This is a genomic window from Enterobacter sp. TCD1-1, assembly GCF_020567405.1.
Taxonomy (GTDB): domain Bacteria; phylum Pseudomonadota; class Gammaproteobacteria; order Enterobacterales; family Enterobacteriaceae; genus Enterobacter; species Enterobacter quasiroggenkampii.
In genome coordinates this window covers 261,718-284,852 of the sequence record NZ_JAJCXF010000001.1, presented here as the reverse complement: position 1 = coordinate 284,852, position 23,135 = coordinate 261,718, and the positions used below count along the sequence as shown (strand labels likewise).

The 23,135-nt window shown below is 54.1% G+C and carries 26 protein-coding genes and 2 pseudogenes; 22 read left to right on the top strand and 6 right to left on the bottom strand.

The annotated features are described in order from the left end of the window. Positions 1 to 12: 12 nt before the first annotated feature. From LJA86_RS01395 to LJA86_RS01380, 4 genes are read left to right on the top strand one after another with little or no spacing between them, the layout of a single operon-like run. On the top strand, positions 13 to 1,026 hold the full coding sequence (locus tag LJA86_RS01395; protein ID WP_229225420.1) for an ABC transporter permease: 1,014 nt from the start codon (positions 13 to 15) through the stop codon (positions 1,024 to 1,026). Then, on the top strand, positions 1,026 to 1,859 hold the full coding sequence (locus tag LJA86_RS01390) for an ABC transporter permease (protein WP_063621074.1): 834 nt from the start codon (positions 1,026 to 1,028) through the stop codon (positions 1,857 to 1,859). Before LJA86_RS01395 ends, LJA86_RS01390 begins: the two co-directional genes overlap by 1 nt. Next, positions 1,852 to 2,688: an ABC transporter ATP-binding protein gene (locus tag LJA86_RS01385; protein ID WP_229225419.1), complete on the top strand. Its 837-nt coding sequence runs from the start codon at positions 1,852 to 1,854 to the stop codon at positions 2,686 to 2,688. The genes LJA86_RS01390 and LJA86_RS01385 overlap by 8 nt, the downstream gene beginning before the upstream one ends. After that, positions 2,675 to 3,379, top strand: a complete 705-nt coding sequence (locus tag LJA86_RS01380; RefSeq protein WP_229225418.1) for an ABC transporter ATP-binding protein — start codon at positions 2,675 to 2,677, stop codon at positions 3,377 to 3,379. The genes LJA86_RS01385 and LJA86_RS01380 overlap by 14 nt, the downstream gene beginning before the upstream one ends. Positions 3,380 to 3,456: 77 nt before the next feature. Here LJA86_RS01380 and LJA86_RS01375 read toward each other — a convergent pair whose 3' ends face one another. The 4 genes from LJA86_RS01375 to budA all read right to left on the bottom strand — a co-directional run bounded on the left by LJA86_RS01375 (position 3,457) and on the right by budA (position 7,332). Next, complete coding sequence (locus LJA86_RS01375; protein WP_045909648.1) at positions 3,457 to 3,930, bottom strand: cold-shock protein; 474 nt, start codon at positions 3,928 to 3,930, stop codon at positions 3,457 to 3,459. A gap of 138 nt (positions 3,931 to 4,068) precedes the next feature. Next, positions 4,069 to 4,839, bottom strand: coding sequence for a (S)-acetoin forming diacetyl reductase (locus LJA86_RS01370; RefSeq protein WP_023618768.1), 771 nt, complete (start codon positions 4,837 to 4,839; stop codon positions 4,069 to 4,071). Between the two features lie 20 nt (positions 4,840 to 4,859). Continuing rightward, entirely contained in the window at positions 4,860 to 6,581 is a 1,722-nt protein-coding gene (gene alsS / locus LJA86_RS01365; RefSeq protein ID WP_267491586.1) for an acetolactate synthase AlsS, read from the bottom strand. Then, complete coding sequence (gene budA / locus LJA86_RS01360) at positions 6,553 to 7,332, bottom strand: acetolactate decarboxylase (protein ID WP_086374961.1); 780 nt, start codon at positions 7,330 to 7,332, stop codon at positions 6,553 to 6,555. The genes alsS and budA overlap by 29 nt, the downstream gene beginning before the upstream one ends. Before the next feature lie 105 nt (positions 7,333 to 7,437). Between budA and LJA86_RS01355 the strand changes: the two genes are divergently transcribed. From LJA86_RS01355 to LJA86_RS01275, 17 genes and pseudogenes are all read left to right on the top strand, one after another. Continuing rightward, positions 7,438 to 8,319 carry a LysR family transcriptional regulator gene (locus LJA86_RS01355; protein WP_045909651.1) on the top strand — a complete coding sequence of 294 codons (882 nt, stop codon included), beginning with the start codon at positions 7,438 to 7,440 and terminating at the stop codon, positions 8,317 to 8,319. Between the two features lie 333 nt (positions 8,320 to 8,652). Further along, positions 8,653 to 9,510, top strand: coding sequence for a MurR/RpiR family transcriptional regulator (locus tag LJA86_RS01350; RefSeq protein WP_045909652.1), 858 nt, complete (start codon positions 8,653 to 8,655; stop codon positions 9,508 to 9,510). A gap of 127 nt (positions 9,511 to 9,637) precedes the next feature. Beyond that, entirely contained in the window at positions 9,638 to 10,966 is a 1,329-nt protein-coding gene (locus LJA86_RS01345) for an aspartate aminotransferase family protein (RefSeq protein WP_229225415.1), read from the top strand. Beyond that, positions 10,963 to 11,517 carry a carboxymuconolactone decarboxylase family protein gene (locus LJA86_RS01340; RefSeq protein ID WP_175430163.1) on the top strand — a complete coding sequence of 185 codons (555 nt, stop codon included), beginning with the start codon at positions 10,963 to 10,965 and terminating at the stop codon, positions 11,515 to 11,517. Before LJA86_RS01345 ends, LJA86_RS01340 begins: the two co-directional genes overlap by 4 nt. 125 nt (positions 11,518 to 11,642) lie before the next feature. Beyond that, entirely contained in the window at positions 11,643 to 12,395 is a 753-nt protein-coding gene (glnH, locus tag LJA86_RS01335) for a glutamine ABC transporter substrate-binding protein GlnH (RefSeq protein ID WP_045909654.1), read from the top strand. Positions 12,396 to 12,445: 50 nt separating this feature from the next. Next, positions 12,446 to 13,102 carry a glutamine ABC transporter permease GlnP gene (glnP, locus tag LJA86_RS01330; RefSeq protein WP_024906945.1) on the top strand — a complete coding sequence of 219 codons (657 nt, stop codon included), beginning with the start codon at positions 12,446 to 12,448 and terminating at the stop codon, positions 13,100 to 13,102. Between the two features lie 2 nt (positions 13,103 to 13,104). Beyond that, positions 13,105 to 13,827 carry a glutamine ABC transporter ATP-binding protein GlnQ gene (glnQ, locus tag LJA86_RS01325; protein ID WP_024906944.1) on the top strand — a complete coding sequence of 241 codons (723 nt, stop codon included), beginning with the start codon at positions 13,105 to 13,107 and terminating at the stop codon, positions 13,825 to 13,827. 21 nt (positions 13,828 to 13,848) lie between these two features. Then, on the top strand, positions 13,849 to 14,880 hold the full coding sequence (locus LJA86_RS01320; protein ID WP_229225413.1) for a C45 family autoproteolytic acyltransferase/hydolase: 1,032 nt from the start codon (positions 13,849 to 13,851) through the stop codon (positions 14,878 to 14,880). A 232-nt stretch (positions 14,881 to 15,112) separates the two neighbouring features. Continuing rightward, entirely contained in the window at positions 15,113 to 15,568 is a 456-nt protein-coding gene (locus LJA86_RS01315) for a hypothetical protein (RefSeq protein WP_223540111.1), read from the top strand. Positions 15,569 to 15,945: 377 nt separating this feature from the next. Beyond that, entirely contained in the window at positions 15,946 to 16,854 is a 909-nt protein-coding gene (locus tag LJA86_RS01310) for an HNH endonuclease signature motif containing protein (protein WP_223540110.1), read from the top strand. Between the two features lie 261 nt (positions 16,855 to 17,115). Next, positions 17,116 to 17,946, top strand: coding sequence for a hypothetical protein (locus LJA86_RS01305; RefSeq protein ID WP_223540109.1), 831 nt, complete (start codon positions 17,116 to 17,118; stop codon positions 17,944 to 17,946). Between the two features lie 412 nt (positions 17,947 to 18,358). After that, a pseudogene (locus LJA86_RS01300) lies at positions 18,359 to 18,669 on the top strand (type II toxin-antitoxin system HigB family toxin). Then, positions 18,666 to 19,085: a helix-turn-helix domain-containing protein gene (locus LJA86_RS01295; protein WP_223540108.1), complete on the top strand. Its 420-nt coding sequence runs from the start codon at positions 18,666 to 18,668 to the stop codon at positions 19,083 to 19,085. The pseudogene LJA86_RS01300 and the gene LJA86_RS01295 overlap by 4 nt, the downstream one beginning before the upstream one ends. Positions 19,086 to 19,154: 69 nt before the next feature. Beyond that, positions 19,155 to 19,565 carry an Imm63 family immunity protein gene (locus LJA86_RS01290; protein WP_223540107.1) on the top strand — a complete coding sequence of 137 codons (411 nt, stop codon included), beginning with the start codon at positions 19,155 to 19,157 and terminating at the stop codon, positions 19,563 to 19,565. Between the two features lie 111 nt (positions 19,566 to 19,676). Continuing rightward, complete coding sequence (locus LJA86_RS01285; RefSeq protein ID WP_045909660.1) at positions 19,677 to 20,267, top strand: hypothetical protein; 591 nt, start codon at positions 19,677 to 19,679, stop codon at positions 20,265 to 20,267. Between the two features lie 281 nt (positions 20,268 to 20,548). Beyond that, entirely contained in the window at positions 20,549 to 21,052 is a 504-nt protein-coding gene (locus LJA86_RS01280) for a DUF2569 domain-containing protein (protein WP_045909661.1), read from the top strand. A gap of 231 nt (positions 21,053 to 21,283) precedes the next feature. After that, positions 21,284 to 21,583, top strand: coding sequence for a hypothetical protein (locus LJA86_RS01275; RefSeq protein ID WP_126534563.1), 300 nt, complete (start codon positions 21,284 to 21,286; stop codon positions 21,581 to 21,583). 115 nt (positions 21,584 to 21,698) lie between these two features. Here the strand turns inward: LJA86_RS01275 and LJA86_RS01270 are convergent, their stop codons facing one another. Continuing rightward, positions 21,699 to 22,013 (bottom strand): DUF6678 family protein, encoded by a 315-nt coding sequence (locus tag LJA86_RS01270; RefSeq protein ID WP_052714375.1) that lies wholly within the window; start codon positions 22,011 to 22,013, stop codon positions 21,699 to 21,701. A 119-nt stretch (positions 22,014 to 22,132) separates the two neighbouring features. Between LJA86_RS01270 and LJA86_RS01265 the strand changes: the two are divergent. After that, a pseudogene (locus tag LJA86_RS01265) lies at positions 22,133 to 22,240 on the top strand (AraC family transcriptional regulator); the annotation flags it as partial. Here LJA86_RS01265 and LJA86_RS01260 read toward each other — a convergent pair. Continuing rightward, a complete protein-coding gene (locus tag LJA86_RS01260) occupies positions 22,237 to 23,127 on the bottom strand; it encodes an oxidoreductase (RefSeq protein ID WP_229225409.1) in 891 nt (296 codons plus the stop codon). The pseudogene LJA86_RS01265 and the gene LJA86_RS01260 sit on opposite strands and share 4 nt — an antisense overlap. Positions 23,128 to 23,135: the final 8 nt, after the last annotated feature.

Here is a 23,135-nt window from a genome sequence, read left to right as displayed (position 1 = left end):
AAGAGATTTCCCATGCCACATCTTTCCACCCGCGTGCTTCAGGGCCTGCTGACCCTGCTGCTCACGCTCTTCGGGCTGCTGCTCGTCACGTTTGCGCTCTCGGCGTTTTCACCGGTCGATCGCGTGCTGCAGATCGTCGGGGATCACGCCAGCCAGTCGACGTACGATCAGGTTCGCCACCAGCTTGGGCTGGATCGTCCCCTGCCCGTGCAGTTCTGGCACTACCTGCAAAACCTTGCCCACGGTGATTTGGGCACCGCCAGCGCCACCGGGCAGCCGGTGCTGCAGGATCTGCTGCACGCCTTCCCCGCCACGCTGGAGCTGGCAACGCTGGCGCTAATTATCGGCACGGTACTCGGCGTGATTGCGGGTGTGCTGTGCGCCCGCTACGCCGGTTCGCCACTGGACTTAGCGATCAGAACGCTCACCCTGCTCGGCAACTCGGTGCCGATTTTCTGGCTTGGCCTGCTGATGCTGGCCCTGTTCTACGCGAAGCTGCAGTGGAGCGCGGGCCCCGGCAGGCTGGACGATATCTGGCAGTTCACCGTCGAGCCACGCACCGGCTTTGCGCTGATAGATACCTGGCTTTCCGGCGATCGCGAGGCATTCCGCAACGCCCTCAGCCACCTGGTGCTGCCGGTGCTGCTGCTGGCCTATTACTCGCTGGCGAGCATTACCCGCCTGACCCGCTCCGCCTGCCTCGGCGAAATGAACAAGGAGTACATCCTCCTTGCCCACGCCAAGGGCGCAGGGGAGATGACCATTCTGCTGCGCCACGTGCTGCCGAACATTCGCAGTACCCTGCTGACGGTGATTGCCCTGGCCTACACCAGCATGCTGGAAGGTGCGGTATTAACAGAGACCGTGTTCTCGTGGCCGGGCATCGGACGCTATCTCACCACCGCCCTGTTCGCCGGAGACACCACCGCGGTCATGGGCGGCACGCTGCTGATTGGCGTCTGCTTTGTGCTGATCAATAACCTTACCGACCTGCTTGTGCGGGCGACCGATCCCAGGGTGCGCTGATGCCGTTTTATCTCTTCTTACGCCGCCTGCGCCGCTCCCCTGCCGCCGTTTGCGGACTGATTGCCATCGTGCTGCTGGTGTTTATTGCCCTGTTCGCCCCGTGGCTGGCACCGGTTGATCCGAACTGGCAGGACGCCGCCGCGCGCCTGCAGGCACCGACCGGCCAGCACTGGCTGGGCACCGACGGCTACGGGCGGGATCTGCTCTCGCGCCTGATTTACGGCACGCGTCCGGCGCTCGGGCTGGTGGCCCTGGTGACGGTTATTACCCTGCCCGCCGGGCTGCTGGTGGGCATTTTGTCCGGCTACTACGGCGGCTGGATGGAGCGTATCCTCATGCGCTTCACCGACGTGGTGATGTCAATGCCGCGCCTGATCCTCGCTTTCGCATTTGTCGCGATGCTCGGTCCGGGGCTGGTCAACGGCGCGCTGGCGCTGGCCTTAACCACCTGGCCTGCTTACGCGCGGCAGGCGCGGAGCGAGATCCAGCGTCTGCGCCACAGCGATTATCTGGCCGCCGCCGAGATGATGGGGATCCGCGGCCTGCGCCTGCTGGTCGGCCATATTCTGCCCCTGTGCCTGCCCTCCGCGATTGTTCGGCTGGCGCTGGATCTGGCGGGGATTATTCTGGCCGCCGCCGGTCTCGGCTTCCTCGGCCTTGGCGCAAGGCCGCCCATGGCCGAATGGGGCGCGATGATCGCCGACGGCATGCAGGTCATTTTCGACCAGTGGTGGATTGCCGCCATTCCAGGCGGAGCCATCCTGTTTGCCAGCCTGGCGTTTAACCTGTTAGGCGATGGCCTGCGGGACGTACTGGAGCCACAGCATGACTGAACACCGCGTCATCGTCGATGCGCTGAATATCGACTACCCCGCCGCACGCGTGGTCAACAACCTGAGCTTTACGCTTGGCAACGAGCGGCTGGCGCTGGTGGGGGAATCCGGCTCCGGCAAGTCCATGTCCGCCCGCGCCCTGATGGGTCTGGTGCGTAAACCCGGTATCGTAAGCGCCAACCGGCTTAACGTGCTGGGCAACGATCTGCTGACCCTGAATAGCCGCCGCTGGCAGGCGTTGCGCGGCAACGGCATTGCGATGGTCCTGCAGGATCCGCGTTACGCCCTTAATCCCGTCAAAAGCGTCGCGGCCCAGCTTGATGAGGCGCTCACGCTGCATCAGCGCCTGTCGCGCCCGGAGCGTGCGGCGCGTATTCACGACATCCTCCGCGCCGTCGGGCTGAGCGAGAGCGTGCTGTCACGATACCCCGGTGAGCTTTCCGGGGGCATGGGCCAGCGGGTGATGATTGCGATTGCGCTGATCAACAACCCGCAGGTGCTGATTGCCGACGAACCGACCTCCGCGCTGGACGCGCGCCTGCGCAACCAGATCCTCGAGCTGCTGGTGCAGCAGTGCGAAGAACGCCAGATGGCGATGCTGTTAATCAGCCACGATCTGCCGCTGGTGGCGGAGCACTGCGACCGCGTGCTGGTGATGTATCAGGGCGAAAAGGTGGATGAGATGACAGCGAGCCAGCTCCCGCAGGCGACGCATCCGTACACGCGAACCCTGTGGACCTGTCGTCCAGACGCCCATACTTATGGACAGATGCTGCCGACGCTCGACCGTTCACAGCCGTGGAAGGAGGCCAACGATGGCGCTCGTTGAGGTTAACCAGGTGCAGGTCACCTTCGGGGAAAAAACGGCGGTCTCCGCCGCCAGCTTTAGCATTGAGAGAGGCGAGACGTTCAGCCTGATTGGTGAATCCGGCTGCGGCAAATCGACCCTTCTGCGCGTGCTGGCTGGGCTGCAGCGCGAGTGGCGCGGCAGTATTGCACTGCTGGGAGAAGCGTTAACGCCAGGGCGACGTTTTGAAGGCGAGCTTCGCCGCAACGTGCAGATGGTGTTTCAGGATCCGTGGGCGTCGCTGCACCCGAATCACACCATAGCGCGCACGCTGTCGGAGCCGTTAAGCATCCACGGCGAGACGCAGATCGCGGAAAAGGTGGCCAATGCGCTGCACGAGGTGGGGCTTTCCGCCGACGCGGGCAGGCGCTACCCGCACCAGCTTTCCGGCGGCCAGCGTCAGCGCGTTGCCATTGCCCGCGCGCTGCTGCTGCGCCCGCAGCTTCTGCTGCTGGATGAACCGACCTCGGCGCTGGATATGTCGGTACAGGCGGAAATCCTGAACCTGCTTAACCGCCTGAAGGCCGAGCATGAGATGACCTATCTGCTGGTCAGTCACGACGCGGATGTGATTGCCCATATGTCCGACCGGGCGGCCTTGATGGCGCAAGGGAAGATCCAGAAGGTGTTTGACCGTGAGGCGATGTTACGGGGCGAGCACAGGATGGGTTAAGTGCGTGCGGCGGTGCCCGGTGGCGCGTTGAGGTTTTTCGTAGGCCGGGTAAGGCATCGCCGCCACCCGGCAAACAATTACTTCAGCAGCTTCACCGTGGCATCAATGTCGATCTCATCTTCAGTGAAGATCAGCGTCGTATTCTGGAAGGTGGTGATCGCCAGCTTCTTCACCGTGCGCATTTCGCCCGGTTTTTTATCAGATTTCGGCTTGATGCTGTTCATCAGCAGCCCCACCGACAGCACCGCATTTTCTTTGTCGATTTTGGTATCCGCGGGCTCTTCTTCGTTGAACACCACGAAGGATTTGATCGAGGTGAGCTTCACGCGCTCGCCTGCGATATAGAGATGTTTGCTTTCGGGGATCACCTTCACCGCGTAGGCGGAAAGGCCTTTGTTGTTGGTGGTTGGCTCGAAGGTCACCGCGGCATCTTTCTTAATCAGATCGGGGTTCGCGACCTTAATCACATGAAAATAGCGGTTGTCGCCGTTTTCATCTTTGATAAATCCAAAGCCTTTATCTTTAAACCACGTTGTGATTGTACCGTTCATCGCTGTTACCGCCTGTCAGATCGTAATGACTAAAGTTTTGCAGCGCGCAGTGTAATGCACAATGGCGGAGGAGACAAAAAAAAGCCCCTGCACGGGTGCAGGGGAAAACTCATGTCAGAGCTTATTAGTATTGAATTTTTAGTTGAACACCATCCCACCATCGATGAGCAGAGACTGGCCGGTCATGTAGTCGGAATCCGGTCCCGCCAGGTATGAAACGCAGGCAGCGACATCTTCCGGTTCGGACAGGCGGCCAAGCGTGATGCGTTTGGCAAAGGTTTCGGTCCCGTAGCCCAGCGGTTTACCCGCCGCCTCGGAGACCTGGCGGTCGATCTCTGCCCACATCGGCGTTTTCACGATGCCCGGACAGTAGGCGTTAACGGTGATCCCCAGCGGCGCAAGATCCCGCGCGGCGGTCTGGGTTAAGCCGCGCACCGCGAACTTACTGGAACTGTAGACGGCCAGTTCCGGGTTGCCGGTGTGGCCCGCCTGGGAGCAGGCGTTGATGATTTTGCCCCCGTGCCCCTCTTTGCGGAACGCGTCAATCGCGGCCTGGATCCCCCAGATCACCCCTTTCACGTTAATGTTGTAGACCTTGTCGACAATCTCCGGCGTGATGGACTCGATCGGCGTGGACGGCGCGATCCCGGCGTTATTGACGATCACGTGGAAACCGCCCAGCGCGGTGCGGGCTTTCTCTACCGCCGCAAATACCTGCTCGCGGTCAGAGACGTCCACCTTCACGGCGACGGCGTTACCGCCGTTACGGATAATTTCATCGGCCACGGCTCTGGCCGTCTCCGCGTTATAGTCGGCAATGGCGACGGCAAACCCATCCTTCACCAGGCGAAGCGCAATCGCTTTACCAATCCCCTGGCCTGAGCCTGTTACGAGAGCAACTTTTTGCATTTCTCTGTCCTTATGTTGAGTCACAAAATCTGGCTGAGATGGAGCTGGCCCATCAGCAGCGGGTTATCGCTGTAGTCGACGGGAATGGCCACCACGGCAGGGCCATCCACATCCATTGCCGCACGCAGCGTGGGTTCGAGCGCGTCGGCGCTCTCCACGGCAAAGCCTTTCGCGCCAAAGGCGTCGGCATAGACTTTGAAATCGACCGGGCCGAACTCGACGCCGGAAAGACGCTGGTATTTTTTCTCTTCCTGAATGGCAACCATGTTGTAGCCGTTATCCACCCAGATGATGTGCAGCACGTTAGCGTTGAGGCGCACCGCGGTTTCCAGCTCCATGCTCGACTGCAGGAAGCCGCCGTCGCCGGAGACCGACACCACCTTGCGGCTCGGGTTGACCAGCCACGCGCCAATGGCCCACGGCAGCGCGACGCCCATGGTCTGCTGACCGTTGGAGATCATCACCTGACGCGCCCGGAAGCTGTAGAGGTAGCGGGCGATCCAGATGTGGAAGCTGCCCATATCCACGGTGAGCGTCACGTCGTTATTGACGATGTCCTGCATGGCGCGCACGATGCGCAGCGGATGCAGGGCAAACTGATTAAGCGAGGCGCCGCGACGATCGAGCAGATCGCGCTGATGCTGGCGGTCGACCAGAATTTCGGAGGCCCGCTGGCTTAGCTCAAGCTTATGGTCGATACGGTTAGCGAGCTGATTCAGGGTTTCGGCGATGTCCCCCACCAGCTCCAGATCCGGGACGTAGTTACGTTCTTCATAGGCTGGCAGCACATCAATGTGCACCAGCGTGGCGTCGCCGCTGTTCCACATGGATGGCTCGTACTCCACCGGGCTGTAGCCGATGCAGATAATCAGATCCGCCAGATGGAGCAGCCGGTCACCCGCCTGGTTATTGAACAGACCGACGCGTCCGGCGAAGCGGGTGAAGTGCTCCTGATTCACCGCCCCGGCGGCCTGATAGGTGCTGGTGACCGGAATACGGCTTTTCTCCAGCAGCTTGCGCAGCGCCGCGCTGTTGGCGGGCTGGCTCGCCATCAGCCCCAGCAGGATGACCGGGTTTTTGGCCTTTTCGATAAGCTTCGCCACGTCGTTGATGGCGGATTCCGGTGCCGGCCCCATCAGCGCGGGACCGCTGGCGGGTAAAATCGCCCCCGTGGCGGGCTGATCGACAATATCCTGCGGCAGGCTGACGAAGGCGCTCCCCGGCCTGCCGTGCTCGGCGGCGCGAAACGCGTTGGAAACCACCTCAGCAATCGCGTCCGGCGCACTCACCTCCACGGCGTATTTGGTGACCGGGCTGAACATGGCGACGGTGTCCATGCTCTGGTGCACCAGCTTGGCTTTATCCGCCCGCTTCACCGCCCCGCCCAGCGCCACCACCGGGTCGCCTTCGCTGTTGGCGGTGGCAATGCCGGTGATCAGGTTGGAACAGCCGGGCCCGGAGGTCACCAGCGCCACCCCGGCCTTGCCGGTCAGACGCCCTACCGCCGCCGCCATAAACGCCGCGTTGGCTTCGTGACGCACCGGAATGATCTCGATAGAGGAGTCCAGCAGGGAGTCAAAGACCTTGTCGATTTTCGCCCCCGGGATCCCGAACACCTGCTTCACGCCCTGCGCTTCCAGCTGGCCGACAACCAAATCGGCGCCGTGCGCCCACTGACGTGACTGTTTCTCACTGTTCACGGTAGTTCTCCTGTTAGTTTTCGACGGCACGGATCGCCGCATCCAGATTGCTGGGGTGAAGGTTGGCCTGTAAAAACGCGCTATCGGCGGGCAGGTCGATCATCAGCTTGTGAATTTCACCGAAGGTGAGCACGCCGCTCTCCAGCTGGTAGTCGAGCAGATGCCCCCCGCCCTGACGGTCGTCGGTAATGAAATGTTCGTGGTAGCCCGCCACGTTGATGCCCTGCATATGCTGCGGCGTGCGGAACCCGACCAGCACCCCTTCGCGCTGGTTAAAGCGGAACACCGGCTGGTCGTCCAGCACGTCGGTCATCGCGCGATACGGCGGCTTCTGGCGCGGTACTGTACGGGTGTGGGCATGGCGGAAGTTGCCGTCAATGCGCAACGCGCAGAACAGGTTATCGGAGGGGATCTGCTGGTCGATCGCGTCGTGGATCTGCTGACGGCTGACCGGCGCATTGAAGGTGATACGATACTGCGGCTGGAACCAGGTCATCACCGCAAACGGCGTTTTTTGCTCCGGCTTCGCGGCCCGGGCGCTGCCGTCGGCGCGCAGCTGGTACACCTGGCTGCTGAAGGCGATCATTTCACCGTCCAGCTCGTTGAAGGTGCCCAGACCAAAGTCACCGTGTGCCAGCAGATCGGCGATGGTGGTCTCTCCTTCATACACGCCGCTTAGCAGGGCGCTCATTAGCGATGTCTGATAGATCACGCTGTCAGGATGCTGAGCAGAGAACCCGCGCAGGGTCTCGCACAGACTGGCTTCACAGTCGCAGGCAGATGAATGCACCATCATGCTCGTCCTCTTCAACTTTATTTAGAAAGGTTAAATAAATGTTGACCCGATTCAGCAGAGAGTTCCAATATAGAAACCATGCTGGTTTGAGACGTTTTAGATATGGAACTTCGTTATCTGCGGTATTTTGTCGCGGTTGCACGCGAGCGACACTTCACCAGGGCGGCCGAAGCGCTGGGTATTTCGCAGCCTCCTCTGAGTCAGCAGATCAAACGGCTCGAAGAGGAAGTGGGCACGCCGCTGTTCAGGCGCCTGACGCGGGGCGTGGAGCTGACCGAAGCGGGAGAAGCCTTCTATGAGGACGCCTGCAAGATCCTGGCGCTGAGCGATGCCGCGCTGGAGAAAGCCCGCGGCATCGCGCGCGGGCTGAACGGTAACCTGTCGATTGGCATCACCAGCTCCGACGCTTTTCATCCCAAAATCTTTACCCTGATTCGCCAGTTTCAGGTGCAGAACATGGCGGTGCAGGTTCATCAGGTGGAAGCCAATATGTCGTCGCTAACGACGATGCTGGCGGAGGGTGAACTGGATATCGCCTTCGTGCGCCTGCCGTGCGAGAGCAGCAAGGCGTTCGAGTTAAAAATCCTCGACCGGGAGCCGATGGTGGTGGCGCTGCATCGCGATCATCCGCTGGCGGCGTGCGATTCGCTGGCGTTAGAACAGCTTCGGGATACGCCGGTGGTGCTGTTCCCGCAGGAGGTCGCGCCGGGCCTGTACGACCGGGTTCACGGCTGCTGCGAGCGGGCCGGGATTGACGTGCAGCACGCGCTGCAGTCGTCGCAGCTTTCCTCCTCCCTGAGCATGGTTTCCGCAGGCGGCGGGTTTGCGCTGGTGCCGAAATCCATGGCGGCCATATCTCCGCCGAATGTCACCTATCACACGCTGAGTTCACCGGAGCTGTATACCGACATCGCGCTCTGCTGGCGCCGTTTTGAACGCTCGCGGACGGTGAAGCGGTTTTTGACGATGCTGAGCGAGGGGTGACGGCCGTGCTGCTGTGCCCGGCGGCGCTGCGCTTGCGCGGGCCTACGGTTCGTGTCGCTTTTCTTTTGTAGGCCGGGTAAGGCGTAGCCGCCACCCGGCAATGCCAGTCTCCGGTGTTAACTCCAGATATCGTTCTCTGCTATGGCTTAAGAGGACAATTTTGGCGTTCAGGATGGTTTCGCACGTCTGATACCCCTGTTCAGTTCCCCGTTGACTTATTTGCGCTGTGTTTTCATCATCCGTTTCCGGGACAACGCGAGTCCATTCAGTCTGCGAAGATCGAACGTCACTTGACAACAGCAGCGCTAACCTTAAACAGCGGGACTATTTGCTATGAATCCAAGGGAAAATATTGTCAGTACATTCAGTGAGTTGTCTGCGGAATTACAGCGTGCTGCCGAGTTCTCGCTACAGAATACCAATCAACTGGTCGTGCTATCGATGCGTGCCTTCGCCAGTGAAGCCGGTGTAAAACCCGCTACGCTGCTGCGGCTAGCGCAACGATTAGGCTACAACGGCTGGGGTGAACTCAAGGACGCATTCATCGATGAACTCGGGCTGCGCAATGATACATATGTATCCAAAGCCGAGAAGCTGATCGCCAAAGGCACTCAGCCGCAGCTGTATGAAGAGGTGTTTCAGGCGCATCAGGCCAATTTGGCTTTCACACAGCATGAAAACCATCAGGCCATGGAGCAAGCTGTAACGCTGCTGGACGCGGCTGAGAATGTCTATATTTGCGGCTTCCGGGCCAGCTTTCCTATCGCCTGGTCGCTGTTTTATGTCTATCGACTGTTCAATCGGCAGGCGTCGTTAATTGATGGTCTGGCGAGCAATATCGAGGTGTTCACCCGCGAATTAACAGCACAAGATTGCCTGTTACTCACCAGTTTTGCCCCCTATTCCCGTGAGTCGCTCGATGTCCTGCGCGCGGCCCAGCAGGCAGGCGCGACGATCGTTGCCATCACGGATTCTCCCGTCTCGCCATTAGCCCAGGCTGCCGATTGCACGCTGCTGTTCTCCATAGACAGCCCGTCGTTTTTCCCTTCCGTGGTGTCCGGCATGGGGCTGGCCGAGTGTTTACTGGCGATGCTGGTCGCGCGCCATGGTCGAGATGCAGTGAATAAAATCGAAAATGCTGAACGCTACCTTATTAACTCTGGTGCCTATGTGGTGCCCGGGAAACCCTGAAAAATAATTCATTTGCATCCGGCATAAGAAAACAGAATACATTTGAATCAAAATGAAATTGACGTGATACAAATGAATCCTGCATGATGCGCTTCATTAGCACAGCGCATTCAGGAGCAGGACCAGCATGACCCATATCATTCACCGCAGTCTACGCAGCACGCCCGCCGTGGCGGTACGCGCCCAGGGGGCGTACATTTTTGATGCACAGGGAAAACAGTATCTGGATGCCTGCGGTGGCGCCGCCGTTTCCTGTTTAGGCCACGCGCATCCTGACGTGCTGGCTGCGATGCATCGCCAGATCGATCAACTGGCCTATGCCCACACCAGTTTTTTTACCAGCGACACCGTTGAGCAGCTTGCTGAACAGCTGACGCGCACGGCGCCTGGCGATCTTAACTATGCCTATTTCGTTTCGGGCGGTTCGGAAGCGGTCGAAACCGCGCTCAAGCTGGCACGCCAGTATTTTGTTGAGATCGGCCAGCCGTCGCGCACCAAATTTATCGCCCGTAAGCAGAGCTATCATGGCAATACCCTTGGCGCGCTCGCGGTGGGAGGCAACGAATGGCGCCGCCGCCAGTTTGCTCCCTTGCTGATCGACGTGATCCGCGTTTCGGCCTGCAATGAATATCGCGACCGCCGCGCTGACGAAACCCAGCAGCAATACACCACGCGTCTGCTCAACGAGCTGGAGCACGCCATTATTGAGGCCGGTCCCGACACCATTATTGGTTTCTGTGCAGAAACCGTGGTGGGGGCCACCACCGGCGCCACCCCGCCTACCCCGGGCTATCTTAAAGGTGTACGCAACCTGTGTGATAAATACGGCATCCTCTACATCGCGGATGAAGTCATGTGTGGCATGGGACGCACCGGCACATTGCATGCGTTTGAACAGGATGATGTGGTGCCGGATTTGGTGACCATCGCGAAGGGGCTGGGGGGCGGCTATCAGCCGATTGGCGCAGTATTAGCGAGCGAGAAGATTGTCTCAGCCCTGCAGGCCGGTAGCGGTCTGTTCCAGCACGGGCACACCTACATTTGCCACGCAACCGCCGCGTCCGCAGCCCTGGCCGTGCAGCAGGTGATTGCGCGCGATAATTTGCTGCAGGCGGTGAGGCAAGAGGGGGATTACCTGCACAGCGCATTGCGTGAAGTGCTGGGGGAATTACCGCACGTCGGTGATACGCGTGGACGCGGCTTGTTTGCGGGCGTTGAGCTGGTACGCGATAAAGAGAGCAAAACCCCCTTCGATCCTGCCCTGAAGCTGCATGCAGCCATCAAAGCAAACTGTATGTCACGTGGGCTGATGGTCTATCCAATGGGTGGAACTATTGACGGGCAGTATGGCGACCATATCCTGATCGCACCACCGTTTATCGTCACGCCTGGCCAGCTCGACTTTGTGGTCGACACGCTGAACACCGTGATTCGCGAAGAGACCAGCAAATTATGATCAATCGTTTACCGCCGCTGGCGGAGCATGAGTGGGACGACCAGCAGCGCGCGTTGGCCGAAGAGATAATCAACGGGCCCCGCGGTGCGCTGCTGCCACCTTTCGAGCCGCTGCTGCGCAGCCCAGAGCTTATGGCGCATGCACAACGCATGGGGGAATACCTGCGTTATCGCAGCGCGCTGGGGCAGCGCCTGTCTGAACTGGCGATTTTGATGACCGCGCGGCACTGGTCGCAGCCTGTGGAGTGGGCGATTCATGCGCCGATAGCGCGCGAGAAGGGTATTTCTGCCGCGGCGGTGCAGGCGATTAATGAAAAGCGTCTTCCAGAGGATCTGCAGCCGGATGAGTGGGCGATCTATCACTTTTGCAAGGAGTTGCAGGAGCAGCAGAAGGTCAGCGATGCCACCTGGCAGCACGCTATCGCGCTGTGGGGCGAGAAAGGCGTGGTGGACCTGATCGGCATCAATGGCTATTACAGTTTTCTCTCAATGGTAATGAACGGCGCGCAGACGCCGGTACCCGACACCCGGGATGAGATTATTCCCGCATAAGCTTTCGCTTTAACTTTGGCGCATGAAAGTGCGCCCTGCATATCAACATTTTATTTCCCCACCCCGCAGATGTATTTCGCCGGGTGACATTCATGCACGCTACTTCACTGACGCCGAGGGTTATCATGTCTGGATTATTAACTAAATTAAAAGTTACGTTAGCGCTGGTCGCTTGCTCCGCCAGTTTTGTGGCACAAGCGCAGGATAAATTAACGGTTGGCGTTGATACCGCCTTTGTCCCCTTTGAATTTAAACAAGGCGATAAATACGTCGGCTTTGATATTGATTTGTGGGATGCCATCGCCAAAAAAATGGATGTCAGCTACGAATTACGCCCGATGGACTTCGGGGGACTGATTCCGGGTTTGCAATCACGTAATCTGGATGTCGCCATGGCGGGCATTACGATAACCGACGCGCGTAAACAGGTCGTCGATTTCAGCGACGGTTATTATGATGCTGATTTATTAATGGCGGTGAAAAGCAGCGATAATACCATTACTAAATTCAGCGATTTAGCAGGAAAGAAAGTGGGATTAAAGCAGGGAACGGCGGCGGCGAGCTTTATGAAAAGCAAATATAAGGCGAACTATGTTGAATTCCCGAATATCGACAACGCCTATCTTGATTTGCAGGCAGGTAACCTTGATGCCGTGGTACATGATTCCCCCAATGTGCTCTATTACGTAAAAACGGCGGGTGATGGCAAAGTGAAATCGACCGGCGAGACTGACAGCATTCTGCCGCAGCACTACGGTTTTGCGATGCAGAAGAACAGCAGCCTGACGCCGAAGATCAACGCCGCACTGCAGGCGTTACGTGCGGACGGAACTTACAACAAGATTTACGTGAAGTGGTTTGCTAAACAGCCAAAATAATCCCGCCAGGTCGGAGCGATCCGACCTCGTTGCATCTTAACGGGTAACATATGAATTTCGACAGTAAATATATTTGGGAGTCCCTGCCGCTGCTGTTGCAAGGACTACAGCTGACGCTGATTATTTCATTATCAGGTTTATTGGGTGGTTTTGTTATTGGCCTGCTGGCCGGAACCTGCCGGGCGCTCGGAGGGAAAATATCAAAAACAGTCTCGTTAGTTTTTGTCGAGTTAATCCGCGGAACGCCTATTATGGTGCAAGTGATGTTTATTTACTTCGCACTCCCCATGGTGTTACCGATTCATATCGACCCGGTAACGGCGGCCATTACGACCATTGTGATTAACTCGGGTGCTTATATTGCAGAAATCACCCGAGGGGCGATCCTCTCGATTAATAAAGGTTTTAGAGAGGCCAGCCTGGCAATGGGATTATCCCAGCGCAGCACGCTATGGCATGTCATTATGCCGCTGGCATTACGCCGTATGATCCCTGCGTTGGGTAATCAGTGGATTATCAGTATTAAAGACACCTCGCTGTTTATTGTGATTGGTGTGGCGGAATTGACTCGTCAGGGGCAAGAAATTATTGCCGGTAATTTCCGCGCGCTGGAAGTCTGGACCGCAGTGGCAATGATTTACCTGCTGGTGACGCTGTGCCTGAGTTTCCTGCTGAAGCAACTGGAGAAGAGGATCCATATTTTATGAGCATGGTTGAATTTAGCGCAGTGTCGAAAAATTTCGGCGCCACTCAGGTGCTGCACGACATCAATTTAAAAATTGACGCTGGCGAAGTCGTGGTGATCATCGGCCCTTCCGGTTCGGGCAAATCGACGCTGCTGCGCTGCATTAACAAGCTGGAGGAAATTTCCTCCGGCACGCTGCTGGTAGCGGGAATGCATATTACCGATCCTCACGCTAACGAATGTGATATCCGCCGTGAAGCCGGGATGGTGTTTCAGCAGTTCCATCTGTTCCCCCATCTGACGGCGCTGGAGAATGTGATGTTTGGTCCGGTTCGCGTACGCAAACAGAGCAAAGCCGCCGCGCGGGAACAGGCGCTGGCGCTGCTGGACCGCGTTGGCTTACGCGAACGCGCCAGTCACTACCCATCAGAGCTCTCTGGCGGTCAACAGCAACGCGTGGCCATTGCCAGAGCCCTGGCGGTGAAACCGAAAATGATGCTGTTCGATGAGCCGACCTCAGCGCTGGATCCCGAATTACGGCATGAGGTGCTGAAAGTCATGCGCTCGCTGGCCGAAGAAGGCATGACCATGGTGATTGTGACCCATGAAATCGGCTTCGCCCGCGATGTAGCATCCCGGCTCATTTTTATTGATGGCGGTACCATTGCCGAAGATGGTCCACCTGATATGCTGCTGAATAGCAGTCGCAATCCCCGCCTGAAAGAATTTTTGCAACACGTATCCTGAACAGAAGTGAATAACAACACTATGAAAAAAATCGACATTCGTGGTTCCGCTTTTGCAGTAGGTCAGGCGCTTGGCGCGTTCGGACGCGAGGCCTGGCATGCAAAACTGACGCAAACGGCGTTGTGGCAAACCGTTACCGCCATGAAAGACGCAGAACAGACCCGGAGCATGCGTTCGCGGGTCCAGTCTCAGTATCCCCTGATCTGGCAGGAGCTGGAGGGATTGGCCGCGGGTCTGGATGCACCGTTTGATGAGGTGTTTGCCTGGAACTGCCGCGGCGATCTGGTGCGCTCAACCTCTGATGGCTGCACCACGGTAGCGGGAAGCACCGCTGAGGGAGAGCTGATTATCGCGCATAATGAAGACGGTTTCCCGCAGCTTCGCAATGACTGCGCCATCGTCAGCATCACCCCGGATGACGGCCTGGCGTTCACCAGTTTCGCTTACCCGGGATCGATTTGCGGACACACCTTCGCCGTAAACGAAAAGGGCGTGGTGAATACGGTGAATAACATACGCGCTTTGCACCGTCCGGACGGCATGCCGCGCCAGATACTTGCCCGCGCTGCGCTGAATGCCGCCAGCCTGGATGAAGCTATCACTATACTGACCTCATCACCACGCGCCGGAGCCTTTCATCATACGCTGGGACAAATGGGAGACCGTCGTCTGTTTAGCGTGGAGGCGACGGGAACAGCCTGTTCCGTCACGCCGCTGCGGGACGTTTTCGCCCATGCTAATCACCTTATCCACCCTCAGCTTGATGCGGTTGAGCAGGTGATCACGGACAGCTCCCGGTCACGCCAGCAGCGGCTAAACGCCTGGCTGGATACGCAATCTCACCTTGATGGTGCAGCGGCTCTGGGTATTCTTTCAGACCAGCATGATCCCGCGCTCCCGATTTATCGTCTCTCGCCACACGACCCGGATGAAGAGAACACGCTGGCCACGGCCATTTTTACCCTGAGTACGTCGCAGATAAAATGGCAGATATTCACACTCGATCGGCAAAAACCCGTTTTACAGCAGGAATGCCCGGCGGCGCTGCGCTAGCGCGGGCCTACAGGGCTGTGATTTTTGTAGGCCGGGTCAGGCGTAGCCGCCACCCGGCAATGCCCTTCTGGAAGCCGCCTCGCAAACCTGCAAGCAACCTTATGTAATTCAGGGGCATCCCCTTTCCTTCCTTTTTTCACCGCCGTAAAGTGCCTGCGTTGCGGCACATCCGTAACCGGGCGTAGGAACCCGTTAGCATAACATGACATTTTTTGGACAAAGAGGATGCTAAATGGCGACTACCCCTGAATTTTCCTACGCGCTTTCTGAGGAAAGCGCTGTTCATCAGCTCATCACCCACCCCATTTCCGATTCTGCGGATCTCTTCGAACTGGCCGATGCCTGCGCCGCTTACGTAAGCGTACTAGTGGAAACTGACGATGCGGTGACGTTTGCCGCGCTTTGTAAGCAATTACTGGCTGCGCTCAAACGACTGCGCGAGTGCTGTGACTCGGAACTTCCGCCGTATCTGGTTGAACAGCTTATTGCGGGGGAAAAGATTGCTTCCTGCGTGCCGGACTGCTGGCAAGAGACGACGTTGCAGGTGGATTATGCCGTAGCGTTAACGCTGGCGGTGATGGGCGGGACGCTCCCTATAAACGTGGCGAAAGAACTGACCGGACTGCTGCATGATATGGTCTGGCTACTGGCGGAGTTTGTGAAGGAGCCTTATATCGCAGCGCACTGAGATGGGTGATGTAAGGCCGGAGTTCTGCGGGGTAAAAAGCAGGACTTTGGCCTTACTAAAAGAATAGCGTTGTTTGTTGAATGTCCGTTAGGAACGAGGAGCGGAAGTTCGCAATTTTTCTCGTCGTCGATGAAGTTTTAACGAGCCAGTATATCGGCCAAATGATAGCTAGTCGGGATGCATAATGAGTAGCTATTGAATGTCTTCTGGTTAGGCCTGACAAAATCCTAAGGGGAAAGTATCAACCTTTCGTCTTTCTGATTACTTAATGAAAGAGGGTTTTAGGCATCTTTTTATGATAATTTCTGGCAAACTCTTTTTTTGTTTATATAAAAACTATAATATTGCATTCAACTCACCCAAAGGGAGTATTTAACATGGCAATAAATCAAAAAGACATCAAATTGTTGTGGGGGCGTTCCGGAAATCGATGTGCAATTTGTAAGACAGAGTTAACACAGGATAAGAACTCCGTTAATTCCGCATTTACATTGGGGGAACAGGCACATATTGTTGGAGAGAAGGAAGATGCGGCCCGAGGAAAATCGCATTTAACTCTGGATGAAAGAAATAGTTATCACAACCTTATTCTCCTTTGCCCAAATCATCATACGGAAATTGATAGAAATGTAGAAGATTGGCCAGTCGAAAAACTCTATAACGTTAAGTCGACACATGAGTTATGGGTTTCAGAGACTCTTAGTAGAGTTGAAGATAAATTTTTTCTAGCTAAGCAACTTTCAGTAACTTCAATAATTGACTCCGCAGTAAAATATTGTCGTTTAGAAAACTGGCAGAATTGGACTAGCTTTGCATTAGCACCAGAACCGACATGGCCTAAAAATTTACCCGATGATATATTTGAATTTCGGCAAAAAGTCATTTCTGCTATATGGCCCGAAGAATTTGATGAACTACGGAGAGCCACTGAAACATTTTCCATAACACTTAACATAGCCGCTCAAATTTTCATGAGACATTCTTATCTTTATGAAGACACTTACTATCCAGAAAAATTTTATAAAACTGGTGGCTGGAATGATAATTATGAAGAAGACGTTGAAATATATAAGCAATGGATTCAAGAATGTCATGATTGGTTAGTGGAAGCTACAAAATCAGCTAATTGGTTTGCTGATGTTGTTCGTAGAGATATTAATCCCATGTTCTTTGCAGAAAAAGGTCGATTCTTAACAATGGAGGGAGATTTCCTAGGTTTTAAGAGTAAATTACATGTTTATACCAAAGAACAAAGAGATTCACTGCCTGACTCACTTGATCTCTAGTTTTAATTTATTATCAGTTTCATACGAAGTGATGATGCCTACTACTGGCTCAGAGCGGAAAGGCTGGGATATGTCAGGTCTGCTTTGAGCGAGGTGCGGAACTTGGCAATTATTTTCATAGCTGATAAAGGTATTACTAAAATTACATATGTATTAATCAACGGGGAGCAGGCCAGAGGTGAAGAACAGTAAAAATATGTAAAACCCTTATTTTTCTTAGTGGAAAGATGAAAGCATAGGGTCCAAAATACGGAGAGATATATGAACGTATCAATGCCTTGGAGTTTAGCTGGACGCCTTTTAAAGTGGATATGGGGCAAAATTACTCGGTTATGGTTACTAAAGACCTATCAAAAATCTCATGAGTACAAAGCTAGTCGCCTTCGGTTAGGAGCGCGTTGGGAACCACTTGGTGAGCACCTAGAGTACTCGTTGCGGCTTTCTAGTCCTGCCGATCATGAAACGGTAAAATCCTGTATAGCGTTTCGGGCAAAAGAAATTCTAGTAGAGAATGTTAAGCTTTACTTTGAAGCGTCTGGACACGGTATTCGTTACCAGCAAAGAATTGAGTTGGTAAATTTGGACCAATCTGTCCTGATTGTTTACTTAGATCAAATTCCTCGGCAGGAGCTTGTGGAGGCTTCTGAGCGCGGTATATTCTTTTCAATTACCGAAACGCAGTTCCTTCAATGCATCATTACGTTAGCCGGGGGTCAACAACAGCAACCCTTTGATTCAATAAGGTCCCACCTAACATATAACTGGTTGCTTAATGACAAATGGGTACGACGTTGGGGAGAGTTATGGAACTGTAATGCTATTGAGCATGCGAAAACCGAAATGAAGTCTTACTGGCGTTGGCGATTGGGAGAATTTAAACATTTTTCCCTATACTGTGCTGGGCTCGGGCCTTATCCCTGGAATGGAATATTACGCAAAATCCTGTGCAAGCTTTTGATCAACAACCATATTATTACAGTACAGTTCTGGCTGGCGGTACATTCTGGGCGGTATGTTCTTGGAGATGGAAAACTGAAGCTTAATCAGCGACGAATTAGAAAAGTAAAGTCCAGCAAAGCTTCGAACCTTTGAACTGAGTTGCGTTGTTCATTCCAAATCCTAGGCGCTGGGGGACTGACAAAGATATTACCGTTGATCTGCTCCCCTTAAACGAATGCAGCATGATGTTAGGAACTTCCGCTTCTGGCACAATGCGGACTCATCTTTCACACACTTCCATAAGATATTGTTAGTAAAACTAGCCTCCACCAGACTCCTTTTCAGCAAACAATTTCTGAATACGCTACGCAAATCAATCAAATTTCCCTGGTCGAGCGATACCTCCCCCTTTAATCTCAAGCCACCCCAACTTAACGTGCTCGAACGCTCTACATGAGCATAATTATCAAGAACATGTAGGAGCTTCATTTCCCCCGCAGTTTCCACATTGTCAACTCACCAATCACCACCTATAATGTTTCCATCCTGGAAACAATGGGCATGGATGCACGTAGTCTCAAGAGCGCCTTTCGATACGGCGACCAGACATTTTCCCAATCAAGCACTCGCCCTGGACGATCTTTACCGGGTACTAAAGAAGGAACACTACTCGTCACCAGGCGACATGCGAAAGCGCTTTCCCAGCCTGGACCGGATGAAATACCGGGAAAAATGATGGGTCATCGATGTGGGCGCGGACATTTAAGAGTAATGTTTTTTCCTGATTTTGAGCGGGGAAAGATCTTCATCAAACACATCAGCACGCACGCAGAGTATGACAAGCTCACGGACTACCACCGGGGAACGAAAGAATGAATTATGCAGCAGCCATCAAAGCGGCAAACGAGCTGACTAACGAGCTTCCCTTCCTGGGCTCAAGCCCGTCGCGACAAGATTACGAGGATGCTCTGGCGATGGTGGAACATCTTATTGAGCACGACCCCTATAGCCCGCTGGTAGAGATGCTTACCGCGAAAATCGATAAATACGAAAACGAGTCTCCGGAGTTTGCAGAATTTAACGCGCGTGTTGCCCGCATTCCGTCAGGCGTTGCGTTATTACGAACGTTGATGGATCAGTACCAACTCACTCAGAGCGATTTCGAGAATGAGATTGGTAAGAAGTCTCTGGTGAGTCGGATCCTTAATGGACAGCGCACATTGACCCTGGATCATATGCGGGCGCTGGCGAAGCGTTTCGGTTTGCCTGTGAGTGCGTTTGTGGGGAAGTGATCGTAAGCAGACTCTATGCACACATTCTGCGATAAAGAGTGGTTCACATAAAAGAACAAAGGAATGCTGATGAAAACGATAGAAGAACTACGAAACGAGCTTCTAAAAATAGGTGAGCAACTTGGGGGAGGCACAAGACCAAATCATTACTTCTTTATCCCTGACCAACCTGATGGGGTTGCAACTCCCTATCTGGAAATTCATGGGAAAGAATATCATTTTATCATCAGTGAAAGGGGTCTTGAAATACAGCGAAAAGTAACGCTCAGTGACGATGAAATTCTTTATTGGTTTGTGGAGAGTGCCGTGGCGGGGCTGGCCTCAACCTATGCAGCAAAACATTCATCTGAACGGGAATTCAGAGAGGTTTATTTCAGAAAGGAATACAGTTCAATGCTCTCAATCAAGCCCGAATGGGCAACAAGAAAGCGCAAAGAAATCACTCAGCTTCTCCATTCGCAAAGAAGCGAACATCGTTAACCCAACCGGCTCGTTACATTTACTGCCCTATCCCCCTCTCTTTTCCTGGTGATTGCCTGCAGCACGCCATCTGATACTCTGGCTGCACTCAAGGAATGACAAGGAAGAGAAATGCTGAATCCTGGATTCGTAACCCGCAAAGCACTTGCTCAGTGGCAGGATGTCCCCGTTTTTTTACCTCAGTTCCAGTTTCATGAAAAACACCGAACGGTCATTCATACTGCGCACCCTGAACATATTCTGCCGTTGATTGCCAACTTTGACGTCCGGCAAGATGCTGTGATTCGTCGGTTGATGGCTTTGCGGCAATTACCGCAAAAACTTCTGCGCGATCAGCAGGCTGGCTCAATTAGCAACTTTGGTCTGCACAGTTTCACCCTTTTGAAAGATTCAGCATCGGAGCTTTGCTATGGCTTAAGAGGGCAATTCTGGCGTGCAGATTTCGGTCTGGAAAACGTGCCGGATGCCAGCGCGTTTCAGACGCCTACCGTGCCGGGCAGCGCGACACTGTTGCTGCGCTACCAGGTAAAGGAACTGGCGCCAGGCCAGCATGAACTCAGTACGGAAACGTTCGTCTTTTGCCCGGACAGAAGCACCCGGCTCAGGATGGCGGCTTACTGGCTGGTAATACGGGCGGGCAGCGGCTGGATCCGCAGGAGAACGCTGAAAGCGGTTAGGATGAATATCGAGAAGCTGGACTGAAGTGCAACAGAGAACTTTATGGTGTTCAGTGTTAGCACTTTACTTTAAATATTCGTTTCCGGTCGGGAACTGTCGGAAAGAAATGTTTGAAGAACCGTTATTAGCAAAGAGCGGTCCCTGGTAGGGACTTAGAATGAATATCTGTGCTGCGGGAATCTCCCCTTAACGCAAATTTACTCAAAAAAGTTAGCTGCACAGCATACTTATTTATCAGTCAGTTGCGTTTGTAATAGACTTCGTTTAATCTATTGTAAATCATTAAATACTTCAAAGGTCCATATATGGAATGGGGATGCATAAAGTGTGGGGTCGAAATACCTCAGGACAGAGAGTTTTGCGACAGTTGCGAAGATAAAAACTTCAGGAAAATTGGAGGCTTTCTTTTTCTCCCTCTTATAGGATTAGTGGTTACTGCTGCTTCCTATCTTTTTGCAATGACAGATGCGTTTAAATTTACGATAGAAAATTATTCGCACCTGAATGCAAATGCAAAAATTTTCTTCATAGCTTCACTGGTTATTTATATTGGCGAATTTCTTTTTACAGTCACCGTTCTTTCATTTTTCCTAAGAAAGAAGAAATCGCTACCAAAGCTTTATATTTTGTTTTTAATATCAATCGTGACGACAATGTCATTTAATACCTATTTGCTTTACATATTAATTCCTGGCGCTGAAATTGGCTATAATGAACTTGTACCTATTTTTAGAAACGTGATTTCGGCTTTAATTTGGATTCCCTATTTCATAACCTCTGTTCGTGTAAAAAGAACGTTTATCCGATAAAAAACACGAGTGGCTTCATCATTTTGATGACAGAAGATGCATGGCTATACTAATGCACATACAGTCATCAACACTGAGCGGACGCTATCACCGTCCGCTCATTATACGGAAAGGGCAGAAAAGTGGGTAAGGTCCGCACTGAGTTAAGAACGGACACTCTTGTATAAAGCATGGCGTCGGATTACAGTGAGAGCATTGATTGATAAGTGAGTAAAATCAGAACAGTAGCCAATGAAACAAAAACTTCGCAAACGTAACCAGGACTGGATATCAAGGCAATTACAACGTGCGCGCAAAGAGAAAATGCCGTTAAGTTTCTTTATTAATTTTCCTTCAATACGAGCAACTGCGTGTAATGGTCAGCGCCTTAAACGGCGTGGTCGTCTCAAGCCTGACTGGAGTCGCGCATTGTTTCATCCGGGGTGGGGAGAAGTGCCGATTATTGGACCGCAAGGCTCAGTGTATTGGTTTGAGGGGTTTGATAAGGAACAATTACCTGGAGAATTGATGCCGCTATGGGAAGATGTTTGATTGTATTGACTTTGAATTAATAACTTTCAGTGTAACGCTTAGACAGTGAGAAGTAGAGGCCAATTCTACGCAAAGACTAACGTATTCCTGTTAGCCATTAAACGATTTTATCTGGTTAAAGATAATCTACATAGCTGACCGAATCTGCGTATCCCCAAATTCTATAACCGGTTGATACCTCGATTCCAGGGAGATGAATAGCGCGAAGAATAGTACCTACCATGATATGTTGTTCAATTGAGTTTGTCATAATATCAAGATACTTGATATCCAAATAGCCACCTTCACAGAAATGGTAAAACCACTCGCCATCAACTGCAGATTCATAGCCATTGAGAAAAGTCATTTTCCATAAGGGAGGAGATTCCATGCTAACCATTGCCATGCGGATCTCATTCCATTTTGTATTATTCATGCAGCTATAAAGCATCTGAACCTCCCGGGCTCTGCTCCCGACAGATCAACACGCTACCAGGATAACAACGTAAAATTATGGCACAAAGCTGAAATGCATATTCACTTATCTTCCCCCCTCTCTATCGCCCCACCGCCACTCTCGGGTACGAATCCGTGAACGCGTTTATCACCATGTTCAGAAAAGTGATGGGCAGCACGCCCGCCCATTACTTTGCCGAACGGAAAAACAATAACCGTTAACCCGGCCCCTCGCTCCCCGCCGCCAGCAGCGGCACCACCACGTCGCTGATGGGCACCGCAATGCCGTGTTTACGGCCGTAGCGCTGGATCACGCCGTTGCGGATATCCCACTCCATCGGGCGATCCGCCTGACGGTCAGCGAGAATCGACGTACCCAAATCCACTGGCGCGCGCTGGAAGTTCGCCAGAATCTCCTGCGCCACGTCATCGTTCAGCTTCGCCCCTTCGGCGCGGGCGACGGACAGCCCTTCGCGCAGATAGGCCAGCGAAAGTTCGCTGATATCCTCGCGCCTGAACATCCCGGCACGACGGTTAGCGAGCACCATCAGCCCGGCGACCGCATTTTGCAGCAGCTTGCGCCAGGCGACGGTGGGGAAATCAGCCGAGAGTTCAACTTCACAGCGCGTACCGCGAAGCGCCTCGACCACCCGCTGCGCCTGAGGCTCGTCCGGCAGCGTCAGGCGCGGCTTCGCCCGTAGCCAGACGGAGGCATCCGGCTCGCGCTGCGCCGGGAACCAGACCACCGACGGCAGCACAGTCGCGACACTGACCAAAGGCTCAAGCTGAGCCTTCTGCTCTACGCCATTTTGCAGGGCACACACCACCGTATTTTCATCGCACAGTGCGCGCAGCCACCCGGCGCTGTCGGCATTTTGCGTCGTTTTCACCGCGATAAACACGAGGTCGACGGGGCGCGTGATGGCCGCCGGATCGGTTAATACCGGACCGGGCACCACCGTTTCACCCTCATCGTGACGCAGGCGTAATTCCGGATGCGCGGTGCGTCCGCAGAGCAGCGGCGTGCGGCCCGCGTCATGCAGTACCGCGGCAACGGTGGTGCCAATCGCACCGGGACCAATCAGCGCAATGGTTGGATAGTCAGACATGAGTCACT

Bases quoted from the DNA above. Each gene is read 5' to 3' on its own strand.
- LJA86_RS01275 (WP_126534563.1), top strand. From the start codon at position 21,284: ATGAAACAAAAACTTCGCAAACGTAACCAGGACTGGATATCAAGGCAA.
- LJA86_RS01375 (WP_045909648.1), bottom strand. From the start codon at position 3,930: ATGAACGGTACAATCACAACGTGGTTTAAAGATAAAGGCTTTGGATTT.
- LJA86_RS01320 (WP_229225413.1), top strand. From the start codon at position 13,849: ATGAAAAAAATCGACATTCGTGGTTCCGCTTTTGCAGTAGGTCAGGCG.
- LJA86_RS01295 (WP_223540108.1), top strand. From the start codon at position 18,666: ATGAATTATGCAGCAGCCATCAAAGCGGCAAACGAGCTGACTAACGAG.
- glnH (WP_045909654.1), top strand. From the start codon at position 11,643: ATGTCTGGATTATTAACTAAATTAAAAGTTACGTTAGCGCTGGTCGCT.
- glnP (WP_024906945.1), top strand. From the start codon at position 12,446: ATGAATTTCGACAGTAAATATATTTGGGAGTCCCTGCCGCTGCTGTTG.
- LJA86_RS01380 (WP_229225418.1), top strand. From the start codon at position 2,675: ATGGCGCTCGTTGAGGTTAACCAGGTGCAGGTCACCTTCGGGGAAAAA.
- LJA86_RS01315 (WP_223540111.1), top strand. From the start codon at position 15,113: ATGGCGACTACCCCTGAATTTTCCTACGCGCTTTCTGAGGAAAGCGCT.
- LJA86_RS01310 (WP_223540110.1), top strand. From the start codon at position 15,946: ATGGCAATAAATCAAAAAGACATCAAATTGTTGTGGGGGCGTTCCGGA.
- LJA86_RS01345 (WP_229225415.1), top strand. From the start codon at position 9,638: ATGACCCATATCATTCACCGCAGTCTACGCAGCACGCCCGCCGTGGCG.
- LJA86_RS01270 (WP_052714375.1), bottom strand. From the start codon at position 22,013: ATGCTTTATAGCTGCATGAATAATACAAAATGGAATGAGATCCGCATG.
- LJA86_RS01280 (WP_045909661.1), top strand. From the start codon at position 20,549: ATGGAATGGGGATGCATAAAGTGTGGGGTCGAAATACCTCAGGACAGA.
- LJA86_RS01390 (WP_063621074.1), top strand. From the start codon at position 1,026: ATGCCGTTTTATCTCTTCTTACGCCGCCTGCGCCGCTCCCCTGCCGCC.
- LJA86_RS01395 (WP_229225420.1), top strand. From the start codon at position 13: ATGCCACATCTTTCCACCCGCGTGCTTCAGGGCCTGCTGACCCTGCTG.
- LJA86_RS01305 (WP_223540109.1), top strand. From the start codon at position 17,116: ATGAACGTATCAATGCCTTGGAGTTTAGCTGGACGCCTTTTAAAGTGG.
- LJA86_RS01385 (WP_229225419.1), top strand. From the start codon at position 1,852: ATGACTGAACACCGCGTCATCGTCGATGCGCTGAATATCGACTACCCC.
- LJA86_RS01355 (WP_045909651.1), top strand. From the start codon at position 7,438: ATGGAACTTCGTTATCTGCGGTATTTTGTCGCGGTTGCACGCGAGCGA.
- budA (WP_086374961.1), bottom strand. From the start codon at position 7,332: ATGGTGCATTCATCTGCCTGCGACTGTGAAGCCAGTCTGTGCGAGACC.
- alsS (WP_267491586.1), bottom strand. From the start codon at position 6,581: ATGCGGCGATCCGTGCCGTCGAAAACTAACAGGAGAACTACCGTGAAC.
- LJA86_RS01260 (WP_229225409.1), bottom strand. From the start codon at position 23,127: ATGTCTGACTATCCAACCATTGCGCTGATTGGTCCCGGTGCGATTGGC.
- LJA86_RS01290 (WP_223540107.1), top strand. From the start codon at position 19,155: ATGAAAACGATAGAAGAACTACGAAACGAGCTTCTAAAAATAGGTGAG.
- LJA86_RS01340 (WP_175430163.1), top strand. From the start codon at position 10,963: ATGATCAATCGTTTACCGCCGCTGGCGGAGCATGAGTGGGACGACCAG.
- LJA86_RS01350 (WP_045909652.1), top strand. From the start codon at position 8,653: ATGAATCCAAGGGAAAATATTGTCAGTACATTCAGTGAGTTGTCTGCG.
- glnQ (WP_024906944.1), top strand. From the start codon at position 13,105: ATGGTTGAATTTAGCGCAGTGTCGAAAAATTTCGGCGCCACTCAGGTG.
- LJA86_RS01370 (WP_023618768.1), bottom strand. From the start codon at position 4,839: ATGCAAAAAGTTGCTCTCGTAACAGGCTCAGGCCAGGGGATTGGTAAA.
- LJA86_RS01285 (WP_045909660.1), top strand. From the start codon at position 19,677: ATGCTGAATCCTGGATTCGTAACCCGCAAAGCACTTGCTCAGTGGCAG.